General features: G+C 43.7%; 18 protein-coding genes. 8 read left to right on the top strand and 10 right to left on the bottom strand.

Translation table 11 applies throughout. The features are described 5' to 3' along the window. Positions 1-377: 377 nt before the first annotated feature. The 7 genes from CVD19_RS21200 to CVD19_RS21170 all read left to right on the top strand — a co-directional run bounded on the left by CVD19_RS21200 (position 378) and on the right by CVD19_RS21170 (position 9,763). On the top strand, positions 378-1,766 hold the full coding sequence (locus CVD19_RS21200) for a cytochrome c3 family protein (protein ID WP_101585178.1): 1,389 nt from the start codon (positions 378-380) through the stop codon (positions 1,764-1,766). 27 nt (positions 1,767-1,793) lie between these two features. Continuing rightward, entirely contained in the window at positions 1,794-2,966 is a 1,173-nt protein-coding gene (locus tag CVD19_RS21195) for a cytochrome c3 family protein (protein WP_101585177.1), read from the top strand. A 30-nt stretch (positions 2,967-2,996) separates the two neighbouring features. Further along, positions 2,997-3,686, top strand: a complete 690-nt coding sequence (locus CVD19_RS21190) for a tetratricopeptide repeat protein (RefSeq protein WP_101585176.1) — start codon at positions 2,997-2,999, stop codon at positions 3,684-3,686. A 26-nt stretch (positions 3,687-3,712) separates the two neighbouring features. Beyond that, complete coding sequence (locus CVD19_RS21185) at positions 3,713-4,684, top strand: 6-bladed beta-propeller (RefSeq protein WP_101585175.1); 972 nt, start codon at positions 3,713-3,715, stop codon at positions 4,682-4,684. A gap of 103 nt (positions 4,685-4,787) precedes the next feature. Then, complete coding sequence (locus CVD19_RS21180; RefSeq protein WP_219620112.1) at positions 4,788-6,653, top strand: cytochrome c3 family protein; 1,866 nt, start codon at positions 4,788-4,790, stop codon at positions 6,651-6,653. Between the two features lie 249 nt (positions 6,654-6,902). Continuing rightward, positions 6,903-8,585, top strand: a complete 1,683-nt coding sequence (locus CVD19_RS21175) for a cytochrome c3 family protein (protein ID WP_101585174.1) — start codon at positions 6,903-6,905, stop codon at positions 8,583-8,585. A 215-nt stretch (positions 8,586-8,800) separates the two neighbouring features. Beyond that, positions 8,801-9,763: a nuclease-related domain-containing protein gene (locus CVD19_RS21170; RefSeq protein WP_101585173.1), complete on the top strand. Its 963-nt coding sequence runs from the start codon at positions 8,801-8,803 to the stop codon at positions 9,761-9,763. A gap of 556 nt (positions 9,764-10,319) precedes the next feature. Here the strand turns inward: CVD19_RS21170 and CVD19_RS21165 are convergent. The 10 genes from CVD19_RS21165 to hpf all read right to left on the bottom strand — a co-directional run bounded on the left by CVD19_RS21165 (position 10,320) and on the right by hpf (position 19,571). Further along, positions 10,320-11,165 carry a DUF1028 domain-containing protein gene (locus CVD19_RS21165; protein WP_101585172.1) on the bottom strand — a complete coding sequence of 282 codons (846 nt, stop codon included), beginning with the start codon at positions 11,163-11,165 and terminating at the stop codon, positions 10,320-10,322. Positions 11,166-11,354: 189 nt separating this feature from the next. After that, a complete protein-coding gene (locus tag CVD19_RS21160) occupies positions 11,355-12,089 on the bottom strand; it encodes an SIS domain-containing protein (protein WP_101585171.1) in 735 nt (244 codons plus the stop codon). 6 nt (positions 12,090-12,095) lie between these two features. Continuing rightward, positions 12,096-12,824 (bottom strand): KDGP aldolase, encoded by a 729-nt coding sequence (locus CVD19_RS21155; RefSeq protein WP_374702915.1) that lies wholly within the window; start codon positions 12,822-12,824, stop codon positions 12,096-12,098. After that, entirely contained in the window at positions 12,796-13,533 is a 738-nt protein-coding gene (locus tag CVD19_RS21150; RefSeq protein WP_101585169.1) for a creatininase family protein, read from the bottom strand. Before CVD19_RS21150 ends, CVD19_RS21155 begins: the two co-directional genes overlap by 29 nt. Before the next feature lie 12 nt (positions 13,534-13,545). Next, the gene (locus CVD19_RS21145; protein WP_101585168.1) at positions 13,546-14,538 is read right to left on the bottom strand and encodes a phosphotriesterase family protein; all 993 of its coding nucleotides are present in this window, start codon (positions 14,536-14,538) and stop codon (positions 13,546-13,548) included. A 105-nt stretch (positions 14,539-14,643) separates the two neighbouring features. Then, positions 14,644-15,939, bottom strand: a complete 1,296-nt coding sequence (locus CVD19_RS21140; protein WP_101585167.1) for a PTS ascorbate transporter subunit IIC — start codon at positions 15,937-15,939, stop codon at positions 14,644-14,646. 26 nt (positions 15,940-15,965) lie between these two features. After that, the gene (locus tag CVD19_RS21135) at positions 15,966-16,232 is read right to left on the bottom strand and encodes a PTS sugar transporter subunit IIB (RefSeq protein ID WP_101585166.1); all 267 of its coding nucleotides are present in this window, start codon (positions 16,230-16,232) and stop codon (positions 15,966-15,968) included. After that, complete coding sequence (locus CVD19_RS21130) at positions 16,232-16,672, bottom strand: PTS sugar transporter subunit IIA (RefSeq protein ID WP_101585165.1); 441 nt, start codon at positions 16,670-16,672, stop codon at positions 16,232-16,234. The genes CVD19_RS21135 and CVD19_RS21130 overlap by 1 nt, the downstream gene beginning before the upstream one ends. Before the next feature lie 43 nt (positions 16,673-16,715). Then, positions 16,716-18,830 carry a BglG family transcription antiterminator gene (locus CVD19_RS21125; protein WP_101585164.1) on the bottom strand — a complete coding sequence of 705 codons (2,115 nt, stop codon included), beginning with the start codon at positions 18,828-18,830 and terminating at the stop codon, positions 16,716-16,718. Between the two features lie 195 nt (positions 18,831-19,025). Then, positions 19,026-19,571: a ribosome hibernation-promoting factor, HPF/YfiA family gene (gene hpf, locus CVD19_RS21120; protein WP_101585163.1), complete on the bottom strand. Its 546-nt coding sequence runs from the start codon at positions 19,569-19,571 to the stop codon at positions 19,026-19,028. Positions 19,572-19,899: 328 nt separating this feature from the next. Here hpf and CVD19_RS25970 point away from each other — a divergent pair. Beyond that, positions 19,900-20,077 (top strand): terminase gpP N-terminus-related DNA-binding protein (locus CVD19_RS25970; RefSeq protein ID WP_441296231.1); only part of this gene is annotated, 178 nt, incomplete at its 3' end.

The following is a 20,077-nucleotide window of genomic DNA, read 5'->3' as shown; positions in this document are numbered from 1 at the left end:
ACTGATGAATTTTTCTGCAGCACATTTACGGATTATTAGGGATCCTGTATAAAAAATCCATATTCATGTGTAAAATCCCCTGGTATTCAAGCGGAAAACTGTAATGTCATATAGTTTTACCATTTACAAGTTTATTAGATTAAATACATAATTATACAATAATTTATTTGCAACGTTTTTACCATGGACACGTTAAAATAATAGATAAATAAAGGGTTATTTTTAGAAATAGTCTAAAAAATGAACTCTTTGTTAAATCTGTTTTTTTGTAACTTTATTCACAATTTGTACATTGGAAATCAGTTGAGATTGTTAGATACTTTGACATAGGGAAGATTCTAAAAAAACATAAAAAAGCCAATCCGATAGTAAGGGGGATGAGCACATTGGGCTTTAGGAAAAAGAAAAAGACAGAGACAGAAGAAACAGAGATACGAGATAAAAAACCTGGTTTAGTGAGAAGACTTTGGAGAAAATTCCGCGCTATAGATTGGAAGAATCCAGTTAACCGCTGGCGGGCATTATTTGTGGTGCTGTTTGCATCCATTGCCATGTTTGGGGTAGCTTATGGGGCAATCGCCTATACCTCAGAACCACAGTTTTGTTCATTTTGCCATGAAATGAGTCCTGAATTCATTACGTTCGAGGAAAGCGCACACAGCCAGATAAAGTGCGTACAATGCCACGTCGACCCCGGTGTTGTGAACACTGTCATCCATAAAGTTGAATCACTGAAAGAAGTTTATTACCATGTGGTCGGCCCGCCGGACCCGATTGTCCAGACTGTGCCGGTCATGAACAAGAACTGTACACAGTGCCACTCGGAAAACCGGCTGGTAACAGCGACCGGCGACTTGATCGTCAACCACGAAGGACATATTAAGGAAGATATCCCGTGCATTACCTGCCATAGCGGTGTGGCCCATGCCAAGGTTGTCGAGCGGGGCATCAACCACCAGAAGGACCTTGATTTCTGGAAAAAAGAAAATGCCGAAAAGCTTGTAAAAGCTGAATATATGAAACCAAACATGGGGACCTGCATCGACTGCCACGATAAAGTCAACAAAGGCGAACGTCCTTGGAAAGACATCCAGTACAGCCTGCCTGAAAACACACACGGTGAGAAGCACGAGGAAAAAGCAGATGGCCATGCTGAAGCGGCTACATTAGACACTACTGAAGCAGCAGCTCCTGCAACAACCGAGGTGGCGTTGTCCGAGGAAGAACAAAAAGCCCTTGATGACAAGCACAGCCAGGAAATCATCCTCCAGGCCATCGGGAAACAGAAAAAAGACGTGAAGCTGTCCATGGAATGCTCCACTTGCCATAAAGAAGTCAGCACACCGGCCAACCACCAAAGTGCCGACTGGAACCTGAACCACGGCGGAAATGCGGTCGAAGAGCTTGATAAATGCCTTAACTGCCACCAGGACCAAAAATGGATCAAGAAATTACCGAAACAGGATATTGTCAGTTTGATCGAAGCAGGGGCTACAAAAGACGAATACAAACCTAACCTTCACGTCGTAAAAACCGATTCGCGCGAAAGCAATTTCTGCAGCAGCTGCCACGCCTACCGGCCTCCTGGTCACCTTCAGTCAGACGAATGGCTGACAGCCCACGCTGACAAAGCGAAGACAGACAACCAAAAAGCCGAATGCTACGTATGCCATGAGCGCGCAAAGCCTGATGAAGCATCCAAAGTTAAAGCGCCAACTGACGTATACTGTGAGTTCTGCCACCGGACCGGCTTCAAGAAATCGTAAAAATGCTAGTTTCAAGGAGGGATCTTTATGGAAGAACATATCGACGACAAGAAGACCCCTCCCCGCTTCCGCTTTTTTCACAAAAACTGGAGCAAAATTGCAGCATTGACCCTGCTTTTCGTAGCAATCCTCTTCTCGGTCGGTTACATCGGCCTTGAAGGTAGCTCAAGTTCAAAATTCTGCGCCTCCTGCCATGAGATGAAGCCGGAGTTCTATACCTGGAAGGCTTCATCCCACAGCGAGGTGGACTGCGTTAACTGCCATGTCGAGCCAGGTGCAAAAAACCTGGCTAAAGGCAAGGTGGACACAATCGAGCAAGCAATCAAAAAGCAAATGAAAACATACGAGGCACCAATAAGGATGCCAAGTGAAATACCGGACGAAGCTTGTGAAAGATGTCACAATATCAACACCCGCAGCTTCACACCATCCGGAGATTTGATCATACCGCATGACAAGCATAAGGCAGAAGGCGTCTCCTGCATCCAGTGCCACAGCGGCGTGGCCCATGGTAAGATTGCCGACAGGAAAATGACCTACCAGGCGGACTACGCAAAGTGGGACGACCAGGTTGGCCACGCAGCAATGAAGGATGACAAGTATATCAAGCCGGATATGGATACTTGCATGGAGTGCCATAAAGCCAGGAAAATTACGACTGAGTGTAAGGCGTGCCATACGACCGGGATGTTTCCGGAGAGCCATAAAGAACCATCTTTTAATATGAAAACACATGGATCACAAGCAGCAAAAGAACTTAAAGATTGCAATATGTGCCATAAAGATATGTCAATGGAAGAAATAAACGGATTTGAAGAACTGCCATCGGTTACTCAATTTTTACACAATGTTAAAGACACAGAGGCAAAAATAACCCAGTTTGATTATGCCAAACAGAATACTTATTGCAAGGCTTGCCATAGCATACGACCACCAAGCCACGGCAGCCGCTTTTTAAGCGAACACGGTGATCTGGCATCAAAAAACAAGCAAAAATGCCTTGCGTGCCATAATTATCAGCAATCGGACAAAATTGAAACTTCGATGGTTTCATGCGCTTCATGCCATCCAAGCATGCACAAAAACAATAAGTCCTGGAGAAAGAAGCATCCCGTCCCTGTGGAAGCCGACCAAAAAGTAACACAATTCTGCTATACATGCCACTCTGAGCCAGCATGCTCCAGCTGCCACAAACCGTAAGTTATTAACGCAATCGTAAGGAGGGTTCTTATGGAGGCACAATCAAGTATTCAAGAAGAAATCGAAAAAGCACCATCCCCAAAAAAAAAGAAAAACGATCGTTTTAAATGGTGGCAGAGTGCATTGATACTGCTTTTAACTTTAGGAATCAGTGTATCATCCGCTTATATGATCAGCGACAAGTATCTTTGGTCCGATATTGATCAAAATCAGGTAAAGCAGCGGCTTTCACACGCAAAAGACCAAGTGGACCTAAAACCGAACGATTCAAAAGCCCGTGTTGACCTTGGCTATGCGTACTTTTTAAATGAGGAAAACGAAGAAGCTATCAAACAATACAAGATTGCCCTTGATTTAGATAAACAGAATTTCAACGCATATTTAAACCTAGGGATTGTATATAACGACGAAAAACGTTATGACGATGCTTTAAAAAATGCAATGAAAGCTACTGAACTTTCTCCAAGGGATTACAAAGGACATCTTTTAAAAGGGATGGCATACAGAAATTTAAAAATGTATAAGGAAGCAAGCGAAACTTTGGCAGAGGCAGACAAATTAATGCCGGGCAATACAGACATCATTTTCGAGGCTGGCCGGGTGGCGGAAGCCCAGGGAAAGAAAGATGCCGCAGAGGAAATCTATAAAGAAGCTTTAAGCTACGATCCATTATACAAACCTGCACTAGAAGCACTTGACCGGATTGCATCCAAAGATTAATCCTAAAGCAAAAGGAGTTGGAACCCTTGAAAAAGAAGACGGTTTATATATGGATGGGTACCATCGTAACCTTGACGATAGCTGCGTTCACGGCCATTTATTTTTTTGGTTTACAGTCTAAAGTTGAAAAAGCCAGAAATATTGTTGATCGCGATGGCCCTCCTGTGTTCAGCCAGATGATCAACGGTGATTTTGAGAAATCACTGGATAAGCCGATGGACGTAGCGAAAATTGGCGAGTTTATATACGTAACAGATACTAACAACAAACAGGTTCAGGTTTTCGACGGATCCGGCTCCCCTATTTTCCAGTTTGGGAAGGAAGGGTCAGGCAATGGGGAATTTAAGTTCCCATACGGCATCACCGGAGACAAAAAAGGCAATGTGTATGTTGCCGATTTATATAATGGCGTCATCTCAATCCACGATGAAAAAGGGAAATTCATTAGAAATTTCGAAGAGCAGGATAAAAATGCAAAGTCAATCAACACTCCCGCCGGTATCAGGATTTTTGACGAAAAACTATATGTGACAGACATTAAATCCAATAAATTGTTAGTGTTCAGCCTTGACGGCAAAAAACTATTGGAGATAGCCAAGGGTGTAGATGACAAAGACGTTTTCAATGCACCAAATGCTGTCACAGTCGACAATAGTGACAATATTTATATATCTGATTCTGGTAATCAACGAATCCTGCAATATGATAAAACCGGAAAATATGTACGCACCATTAATGGCTCTAAAGATGGAAAAGGGTCTTCTGTTTTCGTGAATCCACGTGGTATTGGAGTGGATTCAAGAGGAATTTTGTACGTCGTAAACAACCTGACTCATTATGTTTACGCATTTGATCAAGATGGAAAGGAAGTATTCCAATTTGGTGGTATGGGCGACGGAAACGAGCAGTTCTACCTCCCTAACGGCTTGTACGTCGACGATAAAGACCAGGTGTACATTACAGACACCCTTAACCAGCGCATTGCTGTTTACTATTAAACTCCCTTTTCGATCCTTAAAGGAGGTGATGCCTGGAAGTAGCGGATTACATTTTGCTTTAGAAAGCTTTACGAAAGAGACAAATCAAGGGAGGATTTGCAAAATGAGTAAGCTAAAAATTGGCTTCTCAATGGTATTATCGTTAATACTCGTTGGGATGCTGAGTGTAGCCGCCTTCGCTGCTTCGGCCGGTCCAGAGATAACATCCTGGAACAGTAGCGACGGACATTTGGACTTTACTTGGGCAGCTGTAGAAGATAGTAGTCACACACCTGCAGCTGATTACAAACTTTTCAAGCATGTACCGGGGCAAGAACCAGAAGAAATTACTCTTGCTGACGGCCAAATGAGCTATTCAGTAGATGGATTGGCAAACAGTAGCACAGTGGAATGGGAAATTGTTGCTGTTAAAGCAGATGGTTCAACAATTTCCGAAACTATTTTCTACATGACAGCAGGTGGTCCGGAGTTCAACAGAGAAGTGAGCGCTGACCGTGTTGCTACAGATGCGGAACATGATAATGGCATCACAAACGCCAACCAGACCGGCCTTGGCGTCGGCGGCCAAACTGATAACTTTTCTACTGTTATCAAATCAGGGGGAATGAAGAACAAAGATGGTTCTGTAACTACCCATAAAACACACGGGGAGTATGCAAATAACACCAACTCATGCGCCAGCTGCCACCAAACGCACACCGCTGCTTCTAAGAACCTCTTATTTAAAAACGGTGTATATGCAACATGTACTGCCTGCCATGACGGAACTTTAGGTTTTTATAACGTGTTTGAAGGCGGTTCTAAGTCTGCAGGTACATTTGGTGGAACAGAATCTGGGAATATGTCTGTCCACTTAGCAACAGGGGCTGTTTCCATCAAAGCCGCTCCAGGTGGAAACAAAGACGGCCATGGATCATGGTCTGCTGAGTTCACCTGCGCAAGCTGCCATGCACCGCACGGATCTTACAGCGACCGTTTATTGCATTTTAATCCAAACGGTATCGCAACGACTGTAAAATCTGCTGAAAATCCAACTGGTCAAAAATTAGTCGATGTCGATGTAGTAGAATCCACCGCTATCCCAACAACAAAAGGTGATGACTTCATCGCTGTAAGAACGAAAAACATTTCTGAAGCACAAGCAGCCAACTTCCCAAGACTAGGGGCTGGCGCTACTGTCATCCAGCTATATAAATGGAATGGTACTGCATATGTTGTAGATACAAACCCATGGGTGTACACTGGAACATATGATGCAACACATACGTACAAAGTGTATGACACTGCGTTCTGGGCTACAAAAGATGGCGCAGATGAAAAAGCCATTTATATGGACGCTGATATTGTATATCCTTTGAAAAAGAGCCAGGATATTCGCCAGGCTAACAACTGGATCGGTTCCCCTGCTGGGAAAACAGCGCTCATTGACGCCGTGACTGTCGGTGATGTAGCACGTGCCTATGTAGTGGACCTGGATGTTTCTGATGATCCAAACTATGCAGATCCGATTGTCACTAAAACTGATGTATCAAAGCTATGGTCAGGGGGAGCTTGGGCTGGTAAGGGTGTAGTAATGTCTGGCTTCTGTTCTGCCTGCCACACAGACTATCTTGCCAAATCTGGTTCTGAGACAGGTGCTTACAGCCACGCATACCGCCATACAACAACTTCTGACAGCTATACTTGCGTTCGCTGCCACTTTGCACACGGTACTGACGTAACTGTTATGAAGGATGCGGAAGGTAAAACAGCACAAGACCTGGTAAGCGATGGAACATTCGCCAACCTGACAGATGCTCAAGCTTACATGCTTGATAAAGCACCGTCTTCTGCTCTGAAGCGTTTCACTAACATGTCTGTATGCTGGGGATGTCATACTTCTTCACATGCTGAAGGTTTAAGAAATGATGCGGGTTATGGCAACGACTCCGACGATCCGATGCCAGGTGGATTAACTCCCGGCAACTAAATGAAAAAAGACTAACAAATAGCCCCACTATTTGTTAGCCCCTAGAGAGATATAAGATTAATAAACAAGGTGGTAATAGGAATATTACTGCCTTGTTTTTATTATTCCACCCTGCATTAAAATGTCAAAAAATATATAATTTCTGTAGCACTTTGCTTATTTTTTCACAGTTATAATATGTATATACCTTGCTATTTACATAAATCAAAAAGCCTTCTACGAATGATACATGGAAAGAGATGACCTGGTTTGAAAAAAACGATTAAACATTCGTTAATTTCATATTGTGCTGCTTTTACCGTTTTTTTAGGGTCTGCCCTATTCCCTTTTCCTGATAATTTTGCGTTATCAAACACAGATAGTACAATTACGGCAACAACCGAATCGGAAACCACTACTCCTTCCCCCACTCCAGAGGAACAAGGATCTACAGCCACCGTACCCACTGAGGTTGCACCTGCCGAAAGCTATACGGACACTGTACCGACCGAACCTGACCCTGTACCTGCATCTGAACCAGAACCAGGCCAGGATGCTCCGTCACAAACAGAGTCTTTTCAAACCATGGCAGAGCCGGTTGGTGATACGCAAAGGCCAATTGTTACTGATATCAAGATCATCCCGCCCGCAACGATCGATCCTAATCCTTGGCCAGTTGAAGATATGGCAAGAGTGCCGCTGGAGTCAAAGATCCAAGTTACCATTGAAGATAACTCAGCATCTCTCGACAACTTCGGTTTAATCGTAACCTCCCAGGACGGAGAAAATGTTGTCGATACTCCTGAATCAACGATAAGCGAACCTGGTAAATTTACAAGCACCTTTTCTCTGACATCCCTATCCAGCAGCAAGACATATTACGTCTATATTAATCCTTTTTTAACGGATAGCGATGGGAACAGGGTATTTCCAACGTTTATCAAATTTTCTACTGCGGGTGATACTAAAAATCCAACCGAAAACCCTCACGGAAGTTACATGACGAACACAAACACATGCGCAAATTGCCACAGCACACATGTAGCAGATAAAGGAAAGTTGGAAGGCGGCAAGTTTAGTTACAAAGATGGGGTTAGAGTCCAAAACTACTGTATAGCCTGCCATGATGGGACATTAGGAATCAACCAGCCTGATAATTGGAATAAAGAGCATACACATTTTGACTACGACTCAGAAGTCAGTTCTTGTTCCAATTGTCACAACCCGCACCTGGATTGGACCACGAAAAATCCGAACCTGTTAAAGGATCATTACGTTTATGATCATGATCAATCTTTAAAGCCTGAGGCAGCAGGAGTAGGTGTACAGGATAGCAATAATATCCTTTGTGAGTCATGCCATGATAACAACACAGTGTTCGTAAAAAATGCGGACACAAACAAGGTAAATCATTATGACAAGAAGCTATGGACAGAACTATCCTTGGACGAAAATGAGCCCCTATGTTTTACCTGCCATAATATAGAAAAAGAAATAGAAGATCCAAGGTTCAAAGATATACAAAAATATTACAATCAAACAACTGATTCCGGGCATTACTTCACTGCAGGGGACATTACCCAGACAGCGGGTTACCTGCCGTGTGCTGATTGCCACGAAACTCATGGCTCCAACAACTTAAAAATGCTACGAGAAAATCCAGGAAACAAGCCGCCTTCAGACCCTGATAAATATCAAACGGCCGGATCAGAATGGAATGCATCCAACGAAAGAACTTTCTGCTTAAAATGCCACAATGGCACGACTGACCTGTATCAAAGGTCACCAGCCCTGCCTGAAAAAGATGGGGCAGATCAGCCAATAACAGGACATCCGACCGGAGATCAACAGGCTTGCTCTTCATGCCACAGCAGTGAACCGGCGGGATCAGATTTTATCAAGCAATCAATGGGTGCATCACATGCACCAAAAAGATTAAAACCTGCACCATAACGATCTGTTAGTTTGGTTCAGTATGAAAAAGAACTTCTGGGAGTAATGCCCTCAGTTAAGAGGTAATTGCTCCCTTATCTTTTTTCAGCTTCCAATAGCCAGATCAATTTGGACGACAGCTCATTTTTGAGTTATACCAGACCCCTTCAACCCACAAGTTTAAGATTCATGCAGAAGTTACTTTGTTTAAACGAAATATTTAAGGAGTGATTTTTTTGATTGTAAAAAACAGAACGATCCCATTGCGCATCCAGGTACTTGAAACGTTGATGAGGAGGCTTCCCGCCAACCACCCGAAGCGGCCGCAAATCCAAAACGAGTTGGGATCTAGACGAAAAGGTTTTAAGGGGGAGGAGTCTCTCGATTTTTATTTAAAAAAACTGCCGATAAAAAACTTCTTAATTTTTCATGACCTTCGGATGAGTAATGGCCAGGATTATTTCCAGATTGATACTCTGCTCGTTTGCTCCCATGTTGCAATGATCATCGAGTCAAAAAATTACTCTGGAACTTTACTTTTTGATAAAGATTTTGGCCAGGTAATCCGTACCTCCAATGAAAAAGACAAAGGCTACCCTGACCCTCTCGCACAGGTCCAAAGGCAACAGCACGAGCTTCTTGAATGGCTCAAGAAACATAACATACCGCAATTACCTATCGAGTATATGGTAGTTATCACTAATCCTGAAACGATCATTAAAGCGCCGGGATACCCGGAGGCCAAGCGCAGGGTTTGCCATTCACGTAACATGTTAAAAAAAGTAAATGAATTTCAGAAAACCTACCCAAATGAGGTTGTTACCCCAACCGAAATCCGCAAACTGAAACGGCTTCTGGTAAAAAGCCATACCCCGCCCGAAATAAATATTCAAAAAAGTTTCGGTATCAACCCAAAGGACACTTTATCTGGGGTGCAGTGCCACTCCTGCAATTATTTGCCGATGATCCGCAAAAGAGGAACCTGGTTTTGCCCCAAGTGCCGGGCTTTTTGCAAAGATGCTCACATCCAGGCCTTAAATGATTACTTTCTTCTAATCAATTCCTCCATCACCAATCACGGGCTCCGCCAATTCCTCCATATCTCATCCCGTGTAACCGCGAAAAAATTGCTTATATCCATGAATCTGCCACATTCCGGAAAAAATAAAGGCAGAGTGTATTACAGGCCGGAGGATTAAAATCACTTATTTGGCAATATAAGGATTGATAGACCTATAAATTACATTTTTGACCCAAAAATTTAAAATTAGACCCATAAAAATGGTGATTGGACCCATATATAAATAAATTAGACCCATATATGCAAAATCACGTTTCACTGAGTAATTATATCAGTAAAAATATGACCGCCAGCTACAATAAGGAAGACCTCGGGTTTGTCTACCGCCCGGTGTGGTAATACCAAGATGTGGTTGAAGCCACATTTGCAAGTGGCACCGAATTCTTTATAGCGGGGTATTGGAACGATCTCTATTCAAATAACAAAAGGGTGAACGCCCGGGGCCAGGCGGTAATTGTCACAGGATAAAGATGTCACAATGATCAGACTGTAAGCAGGGTTCCGTCATCATACTGATTACCTGTTCCGCATTTTGTCCAACGCGATTTTTGAATAAAATGGAGAGCCCGGCAGCGATGCCGGGCTTCCTCGTTTCGCACACTAGGTTCTGGGAAAAATGATTGTTAAAACGCAAAAAACTGAACCGGGCTCCGGTTCAGTTTTTTTCTCCATGCTTAGAGCTGCTTCTTCATAAACTCCAAAACCTCTAAATCAATCTTACCCTGCTCCTGCTCGCGCTCTTCGAAATTCTCGGTATGGATATAGGTTGTGAACGCTTTTAATATTTCTTCAGTTCCCGTCTGCTCTTGTCGCAGGTACCCAAGCCTCAGCAGGTTCGCCGCGAGCTCATCCTTCACATCCCCTTCAACCGCAACTACTTTCTCAGGCTTTGACGGCGCAAAGTAGAGTTGCTGCAGCCCATGAAGGCGGATCAGTTCTTTGATCGGCTCATGGTGGTCGTCGACACGCAAGTCGATCAGCCGGTCGTTATAGCCGCCGTAGCCCCCTTTTTCCTTGACGACAAGGAGCGCAGCGGACTGTTGGCCTCTGCTGTCCCCTCCTGCTTGCTGGCCGGCATCAAGGGCTGCCAGGAGCCTTTGCGCAAGTGTTCCTTCTGTTTCCGTGAACGTCCGGGCCATTGCCTGAACAGTATTTTCATCAATAAGGATGTTCCCCTGTGCGGCAAAGTTCTCGCCTGTCACCCCGCCTGCCCAGTCGTAACAATATGTACCTGTAAACGAAGCGGCATTGCCTGATGCGTCAATCAGCCCGACCTGGCGCATTTCTTTGTCAGGATCATCTTTGGTGATAATCTCCAGCACTTCAGCAGCTGACTTCCCCTGTGCAAATAATTCAAGGGCCTGAGGGCCGTAAGCTGTATTGGCATATGACTGTGTGGCGACCGCGCCAACTCCAGCCTTTGCAAATGGAACAACGGCACCTACTCCCAGAAATTTCGATTGGACCGCAATTCCCCATTCCTTTTCTTTCGGATCATATCCAACAATTGAAAATGTCATTTATATCTCCTCCTAGATCGATATATTTCGACATCCGTTGTAAAAATCCTTCTCCTGAAATAATAAAACCCGCAGCTAATATTTGGCTGCGGGCTGGAACAATCATTATTTCATTGCGCTTCGGAACGACTGTGCGGTTGGATCCAGCTTATCGAGACATTGCGATAATCTATCATTTTATGACGCGATTTACGATAATAACGCTATCCTGTGTCTATACCTTTCTATCAACAAATTATTATGGTCGTCTGCCCCATCAATATTCCCACTGAGGAGGATTGGCGGTTCATCCCCGTTGTCAGCCAGCTGCTTAATAGCCTCGGCAAAGATGGCGTTCAGGATGACAGCACCAACCACGGTCGATGTTGGGCCAAACGGCACGTCCACTTTGTCATAAGAAAGTGCCGCATCTCCTTTTGCTGAGTAGTTGTTAATCACAAGATTGACAGAATTATACAGGTGTTTGCCACTTTTATGGCGCGAAGGCTGGCTTTGGGAATACTCCAGCGAAGTAATACCAACCACATATGCACCTTTTTCCCGGGCGGCATTTGCAACATCAACTGGAACCGGGTTACGCCCTGAAGTTGATAATACAAACACCAAATCTTCCTGCCGAATATCCTGTTCTTTTAGAAAACGATCAGCATAGTCATTTTGCCGCTCTAAATGTGAAGATGTTAATGCTCCCTCATGAAGCATCAGCGGTTCCACAAATATCGGTTTAATAGGGACAAGGCCTCCGGCACGGTAAAATACTTCTTCAGTCAGGATATGAGAATGCCCGCAGCCAAACAGCTGGACGATGCCCCCGTTGCGGATGGTGTCCGCCACTTTTTCAGCCGCTGTTTGCAAATTTACTTTTTCGTTTGTTTCAACCAATTTTATTTTTTCTACTGCTTTTTCAAAGTATTGAGTAAGCATTATTGATCATCCCCTCACTCTTTGCATTATGTTTGCGACTTCCTCCGGTATCGTGCGGCCAGATGCTTTGTCTATCGTCGATCCGAAAATATGCGGCATGAAGACAGGGATTCCAGTGTTGCGGACAGCATTCACTATTTCTGCAATATTGGCCGATGAAATGCCGCCAGCTGGTTCAATTGCCATGATTCCCTGTTCTGCGGCAACACTTGTTAAATAGACGAGTTCCTCTAAATGCGTCAAGCCGTTTAAAGGCATAAATTTAATGGATTGAATCCCCATTGAAATGGCCAGTGTAACAAGTTCTTCAGCTTTTAACTCTATGCCTGCGGCAAGTTTCACATAGCCGATTCTTCCAGCTGGTGCCACCAGCCCATTCACAACCTGTTCCGCACCCACCGTCTGCAAGTAACCTCTGGAGTAGCTTGATTTATCAAACGGCTGGTTAATATGGCCTGGGTTGGAACGAGCCGATATTTTCAATACCTTTTCCCAGTTAGCCGGATTTCCCCCCTCACCTAAGCCGATGCTTACGACAGGGGCCACTTCCTTCAATTCTTTAACCTTGTTGATTGCATCCTCAATACACTGGAAATCGGACGCCACTATGCCGGGTACGATGTATCCGTCACCTGCTTCAATAATGTCCTGTGCATTTTGCCTGTCCTTTGCCAAAAAGTTAAAGAGTAAAAAGTCAGCAAGTTTATTAAGATCTGTTAAGTTCATCTTTAGCACCTTCAATCAATGTGACCATATTTTCAATGGCCACTTCGATTATTTTTTCACCTTTTTCTTTCGTAGCAAGCGTTGCATCCCCCAGCACAGCCGAATTGGTGAATTCCTCCCAAGGTGTAGGTTTCACGTCTGCAATGAGTGGGATATGTGGTATATCTGTTATCGCTTTGGACATATCAACATATTCTTCGGCCAGGTACAGCATGTATGATGTTTCTATTTCACACGCATGAAAGTATGTAGCATGTGAAGACTTTGTTTCCCGCACTTCCTCCGTAATTCGTTTCGTTCCAGGATAAAAGAGATAAAGAACCTTAAAATCCGGATACCTGCTATATAGTTTCCGCGCCGCTTCCTTCAAGGCTGGGGCATTGCCCAGATGGCCATTAATTACCGCAAAAACACGGAATCCCTGCTCATAAAGGCTCACTCCCATGTCAAATAAAAAACTGACCAGGGATTCATTACTGATATTTATGCTTCCCGGAAAATTTTTAAGACTCCATACCTGTCCGTACGGCAATGTAGGCAATACAAATGCCTCAGTTTTACTGGCCACCCTTTCAGCCAGTCTCTCGGCCAGATAATTGTCCGTGCCCAGCGGCAAATGAGGCCCATGTGCCTCTACCGCACCGATTGGCAGGATAGCTACCTTAACTGTTTGAATTTTGGCTCTCACCTCAAAGGAATTTTCGTTTTGAAATTTCAAAGTCATTCCTCCCTATTTTGCAAACCTGAAGCATCTCGCTGCATTTTCTATAAAGAATTTATGTACAAGGGCGGTGCCGTCAAACCCCTGGCGGTTTGCGTCATCAATAAAACGAGGAACCCACTTGGCGATTATATATTCAAGCCCCAGACCATAATCATAGTGTTTGTAATAGGACTTACGAGCCGTGTCACCGCTGATTAATATTTGATTTTCATAACCCTTCCTCACGAGCTCCAGGATGCAATTTATCCTCGTACTTTCGGGTGCGTATTTTATTTTCCCAATGCCATCAAAGCATAGGTATGCACCTGTCCGCGCAATTTGTTCATGATAATAAGGATCAGGATTTCGATCCATATGGCCGAAGCTCATAAACGAGAGGTCCACACCTTCACTTTTTAAAAGCTCTATTTGTTCAAGGCCCATTGTTCCCGCTTCAGTATGGGAATGAAGTGGCGCTTTTGTTTCATGGTGGGCCCGGGCCACTGCCCGCAGCGTTTTTTCCTCCAATGGAGTGATTCGGTTGTAGCCTGTCCCGAATTTCACCTGTCCTGCTTTAAATGTTGTGGCCTCAAGGCCCTGTTCCACTTCACTCACGACAAAATCTGCCAGCTCATTTATGCTTTTGGAATCAATCCAGTCGGTATAAGTGGAGTAATCCCCAATGATCGGTTTTAAGTCGTCTTTGATTTTCGCATCCCATAGAAAGCTTTTATTAAAACCAGCAGTCGCGATAATATGAATATTAAGGTCATCAGAAATTTTCTTGACAGCTTTTACATCCCTGCCATAGTCAACTGCTGTTGCATCGACGATAGCTTTTCCACCGTGCTGCTTAAAATCAAGAACATCTTTCTTGGACTTTTCCTCATCATCAAGCAACAGGTCATTTTCGCCTCTTTCCTCCCAGAAAGCAGGACGGCAGATGATATGCTCATGAGAGTACGTAAATCCTAATTCCTCGGGCATGATGTCCCCGCGCAATGTTCGGATAAAACTCATGATGGCAACCCCCCCATGTTTTTTGTTAAATTGTGGTGTGAATTAACGAAGTGATGAAATGGTAAAAAGTAAAGGGCATCGGAATGCCCTTTTACTTGTACTAGATTAAAAGAATAAATGTGCAAGGAATTTTACGACCGGGCCGAGAATGAACATGTCAGAGTCTGCCGCCCACATCGCAGTATCAGGAACAGTGTTCGAGATCAGCATTTTCACCATAATATATTGGCCCCATGCCACAACTGTCGAAGTAATGAATCCGCCCATCAAAGCACCACGCACACCGCCTGTCGCATTACCGAAAATACCAGCTGTCGCACCATGGAAGAACAGAACGATCATCGTTGGAACGAACACATAGCTTACCGTGTTGCCCAAGACAACAAGCCAGATTATTGCCCCTGCGAATGCACCTACGAAACCGAGGATTACGGCATTCGGCGCGTAAGGGAATACGATCGGGCAGTCAAGCGCAGGTTTTGCACCAGGAACTAATCTAGTCGCAATCCCATTGAAGGCTGGAACGATTTCCCCAATGAACATCCGTACACCGAGCAACACGATCGCAATTCCTCCGGCGAAGGTAAATGATTGAATGATAGAATAAATGATAAAGTTCTGCTCGCCTGATTTTGCTATCAGTTCCTTGGCTGCCTCAGTGTCTTTCGTAGAGAGGATTATCGCACCAATCAGGAAAAGAAGCCCCATTGTCAAAGCTGTGATAACGTTGGAGTCCCGCAGAAATTCTAGGCCTTTTGGCAATTTGATTTTTTCAGAATCATTTTCCTTGTTTCCTGCAACCTTGCCTGCAAGAGCAGCAAGCAATGCAACCGATGCAGATGTATGCCCAAGCGCTATGTTGTCGTTACCAGTGATTTTACGCATGAATGGCTGTGTGAGAGCTGGCTGAAGGGTCCAATATAGCCCCATCAAGATAGATAAAAATATTACTAGTTTCCCAAAAGAAACGTCACCGACAGAATGTACAACAATCCCCGCAAAGACGGTTGTGGTCCAGAACATCATATGGCCAGTCAGATAGATGTATTTAAACTTTGTGAATCTTGCAAGAAGCACATTAATAAGGAATCCTAACGTCATCGCAAGAGTTACGGCACTGCCATATTTGACGTTAAAAGCTTCCTGGCCCATGAACTTGCCTAGTGACTCTCCCTTTAGGTTAAATACTTCCTTCCACATCGGTTCGAATACCATTAAAGCGTTTACAATAACGCCGGCACCAGCACCGATTATCAAGAAACCAATAATTGCTTTAAAAGTGCCGCTGACAACCTGGCTGGAGTTTTTCTTTTGAAGCAGCAATCCAAGGAGTACGATAAAGCCGAGAAGAATCGCAGGTGTACCAAAAACATTTGTTGCAACCCATTTGATTATTTCCATTTTCTTTCCCCCATTTTTATTTATTACTAAGTCAGTTGACTCCGCAGTGATGCCTTGATTTCGCCAAGGTCAAAGTAATTATTGACTACGATGACTTTTGCCGTGGTGCCTGCCAAAGTCTGGGCCAATTCGTTGCTGGTGATAATATAATCTGGAGCCATGCTTGAGGCAGATGACACATCCGTATTCTCCACATCTGCTGTAATTCCGAGATCACGTAACACTGTTTCTACGTTCATTCTCAAAATCAAGCTTGTTCCTTGTCCAAGTCCACACACGCATAAAATTTTCATCATTGTTTCCCCCTCATAATTTGGTTCAGTTCTTCATAGGAATTTACAGTACCAAGTTTTTCAATGTTTTCATGGATGTTCAAGAGCTCCAGCAGCTTTTGCAAAATCTTAAGATGTTCCCCGCTTGAGGAAGCACCAAGTGCAAAGACAAATTTTACTGGATCATTTGCAGGGTTTCCGAAAACTACCGGATTTTTTAGCCGTACAAATGCTACTGACGCCTCCTTTACACCGTCTTCCGGACGGGCATGCGGAAGGGCTATCTGCGGTGCAAGAACAAAATAAGGGCCATTCTTCTGGTAGGATTCAACCATGGCATCGGTATACTTCTCCTCTGCCACATCCGCTTCTACTAATAATTGCCCGGCAGCCCTGATTGCAGCTTCTGGGGATGATACATCCAAATTCAGTGCTACCATATTCTTTTCTAAAAACTTCATGGTGAAAAATCCTCTCTGTACAATTTACGTGACCTGTTTATTTCTAGACTGAATAGGCATTGACAAAATCCAGCATAACTTGAGGAGTTTCAGCTTTGATCAACTGCTCGATGTTTTCACTGCATGAAAGCATCTTTGACAACTGTGAAAGTGCTTTCAAGTGTGCCTCACCGTCTATAGCAGCCAAGACGACGACCAAGTTAACATCATGTGTTCCTGCTTTGGAAAATGGTATCCCGTGTGACAGTTTCAGCAAGCTCATCCCAAGCTTATTAACACCATCTTCCGGCCGTGCGTGTGGAATGGCCACCTTTGGGGCGATGACGACATACGGACCCATTTTCTGTATGGACTCAATCATGGCGTGAATATATTTTTCTGTAACGGATCCTTCTTTCAGTAACGGTTGAGCTGCTATTCTTATGGCTTCCTGCCAATCAGCCACCTCATCGATAAATTGGATTTTCTGCGGTTGCAACAGATCACATAAAGATGGCTTATGTGCTGCCATAACCATAGGAGCTGGCTGATAAAGGTATTGTTTCAATTCTTTTTTCAACGATTCAAGGTCATTTATTCGTCCATGCTTTTTCATGATGCTGATAAGTGCTTCAACTGATGTCCTCTGCTCTGTGGTTGTACCCATCGATATGTTCACTTGTTTCAGAAGATTTTCCTTTTCTGCGTCCGTCAAAATCGGGCTGACGACATAAACCGGCTTATCTTTACCGTCCAGTGGAATCGTGGAAAAGATAAAGTCAGCATCATAGTCAAATTGTTCATACTCACGCAGTGATACGCTTCCGATAATGTCTATCGTTGAAAACAGACCTTCAAGCTGCTGTTGCAGTAATCTGGACGTGCCTACACCTTTGGTGCAAACAACAAGTGCACGTTTACGTATCGCTGGTTTTGCACCAGTCTTTCTCATCCATCCACCAAAATGGGCAGCTATCAATGCTGTTTCATTGTCGTTAACTTCCTTCCCGGCAGCCTCCTCCAAGTGATGTATGACTTTTCTGGTAATTAAAAAGATATCGTTGTATTTCCTCTGGATCATTTCAGTTGCATTATTTTCAACCTCAAGACCATATTTCACACGGTAAAATGCAGGCTTAACGTGCATGAGAAGAATCTTTTCCATTTCAACACGATCCTGGAAGACGACACAGGCATACCTTTGAAAATCTGTCACCATTTTTGAAACTACTTCATCCAACCTGTGTGCATCATCCATATCAATGCTTGAATGTTCCGAAAACTGAATACGTGAACTTAATAGATGCTTTGTAATATAGAGGGTTTCATCCTTCGGAAAATTGATGTCAAAAAGGATTGCCAGCTTGCCGGCGATTCTCTGAGCTACCTGATATGCTGTTGATTCGTTCAGTACTTCTTTTTCAACCGGATCAATAGTTACCCTTTTTCCCCTGGAAAGACGTCGGGCGAACAACATCAGACGAAACGCAAGGCTTTGAACAAATTCATCAGTAAATTGGATATTTAATTCTTTTTCACTCTCAGCCAGAATTTTTTCAATGGCCATTAGTTTTTCAAATTCCCAAACACCTTGGGCATTCTCATCCCCACCATTACTCAGAAAAACAGGAATTACTGGCCCACTCACTTGCCAGTGCTTGTCTGAAATGACATGCTGCAAGTAAAAAACAATTGCCTTTCGCTTTTCCTCCTCTTCCCCGCGCACAATGTAACCATCCCGCCGGTCAAAATCAAGCTGCAGTTGAAATCGAGTGAGTTCGTCCTTTAGGCACTTTAAATCCTCAATAGTCGTATTTCGGCTAACCCTCGTTTTTCCCATAAGGTTCTCAAGAAATAATGGTGCTTCTCTTGCCATTACATAAATGGCAAGCCATGCCCTTCGTTCTTTTGTGGTGTACTCGTATTGCCACGCTTTCAATTTCCCAAGCATTTCAGGGATTGCTTCAGCCGCAGACTTATCGAGGTAAAAACCTGCAGTCCTTACATGACTGACCAGCGGAAGCTTGTTATCCTTAAGCCATCCATTAATCTTCTCAACATCGTAATAAATAGTTCGCCGTGAAATGTTGAATTTATCCACCAGTTCTTTCACAGGTACATACGAGTCAGCCTGGACCAGATGTGATAATATTGCGCTACTTCGTTGATCTAAAGCCATTGCAAGTTACCTCCTTTGCACTTTCATTTGTGCAAAAAAGTACGTTTTTCTTTAACTATAATATACGCGTGTTTTTTGTCGAAGTAGAGACCAAATAACGCTCAGACTTTTGTGCAAAACTGGATGGTTGTTAAAAAGATGAAAAACGCAGCCCTATATAGGACTGCGTTTGCGTGCATCATTTTGCTTACTGGTTTATTGCGCTTCAATCAAACCATACCGGCCGTCTTTACGCTTGTAGACCACGTTTGTGCGGTTCGTTTCGGCGTTTGTGAAGACGTAGAAGTTGTGGCCGAGCATGTTCATCTGCAGGATGGCTTCTTCACTGTCCATTGGCTTCAGGTCGAAGCTCTTTGTACGGACAACTTCCAGGTCTTCTTCTTCCTCATGCTGGTCGACCTCGGTGAAGATCGGTGCATATTCCCTCACATTCGCTTTTTCACGGAACTTGCGGTTTACTTTTGTCTTGTGCTTGCGGATTTGCCGCTCTAATTTATCAGTAATTAAATCAATTCCAGCGTACATGTCTTCGTTAGCTTCTTCAGCGCGGAGGACAAGGTTTGGCATTGGAATCGTTACTTCCACTTTGGATTTTTTATCAGGATAAACTTTCAGGTTCACGTTTACACTTGCATCCGGTGATTCTGTAAAATAACGGTCAAGCTTGGCAATTTTCTTTTCAAGATAATCTCTAATTGCCGGAGTTACCTCAATGTTTTCCCCACGAATGTTATAATTCATAAGTTAGATCCTCCTTTTGTAAAGGCTATGTAAATACATTTCTAGTTTACCCTGCCTAATTCCTGCTAAAACGGTTGAAATATTTTGTCGAAAATTTGACAAGTTTGTCACAACGTATTTAGTGGAAATCCGGGTGCAAAAAATGACCCATTGTTCATAAGTATGCAATCCATCCTTAATTAAAAACTCCCCTGCCTGGGCAGGAGAGCAATAAATTTTTCTGTTTGAGCTATATAGATTGAACTTAAGTTTTTCTTCGTAATTCAGAAGGATTTTTGCATATCACCCGTCGAAATAGAGACTTATCCTGAATGGGCGGTGAAATGTCATGAAATCCAATGTTGACGAATTACAAGAGGTTGAAAATAGACTTAAAGGCGAAAAAACCCGTCGTATGTATGAACGTTACCAGGCGATTCGTCTGCACCTGATGGGGAAATCTGACCAGGAAATCGCCGCCATCCTCAAGCGGACCAGCAAAACAATCGGAAGCTATATCCGTTCCT

It is taken from the genome of Bacillus sp. T33-2 (assembly GCF_002860205.1).
Taxonomy (GTDB): domain Bacteria; phylum Bacillota; class Bacilli; order Bacillales; family Cytobacillaceae; genus T33-2.
The sequence above is the reverse complement of the archived record's forward strand: the minus strand, read 5'-3'. Positions and strand labels throughout refer to the sequence as shown.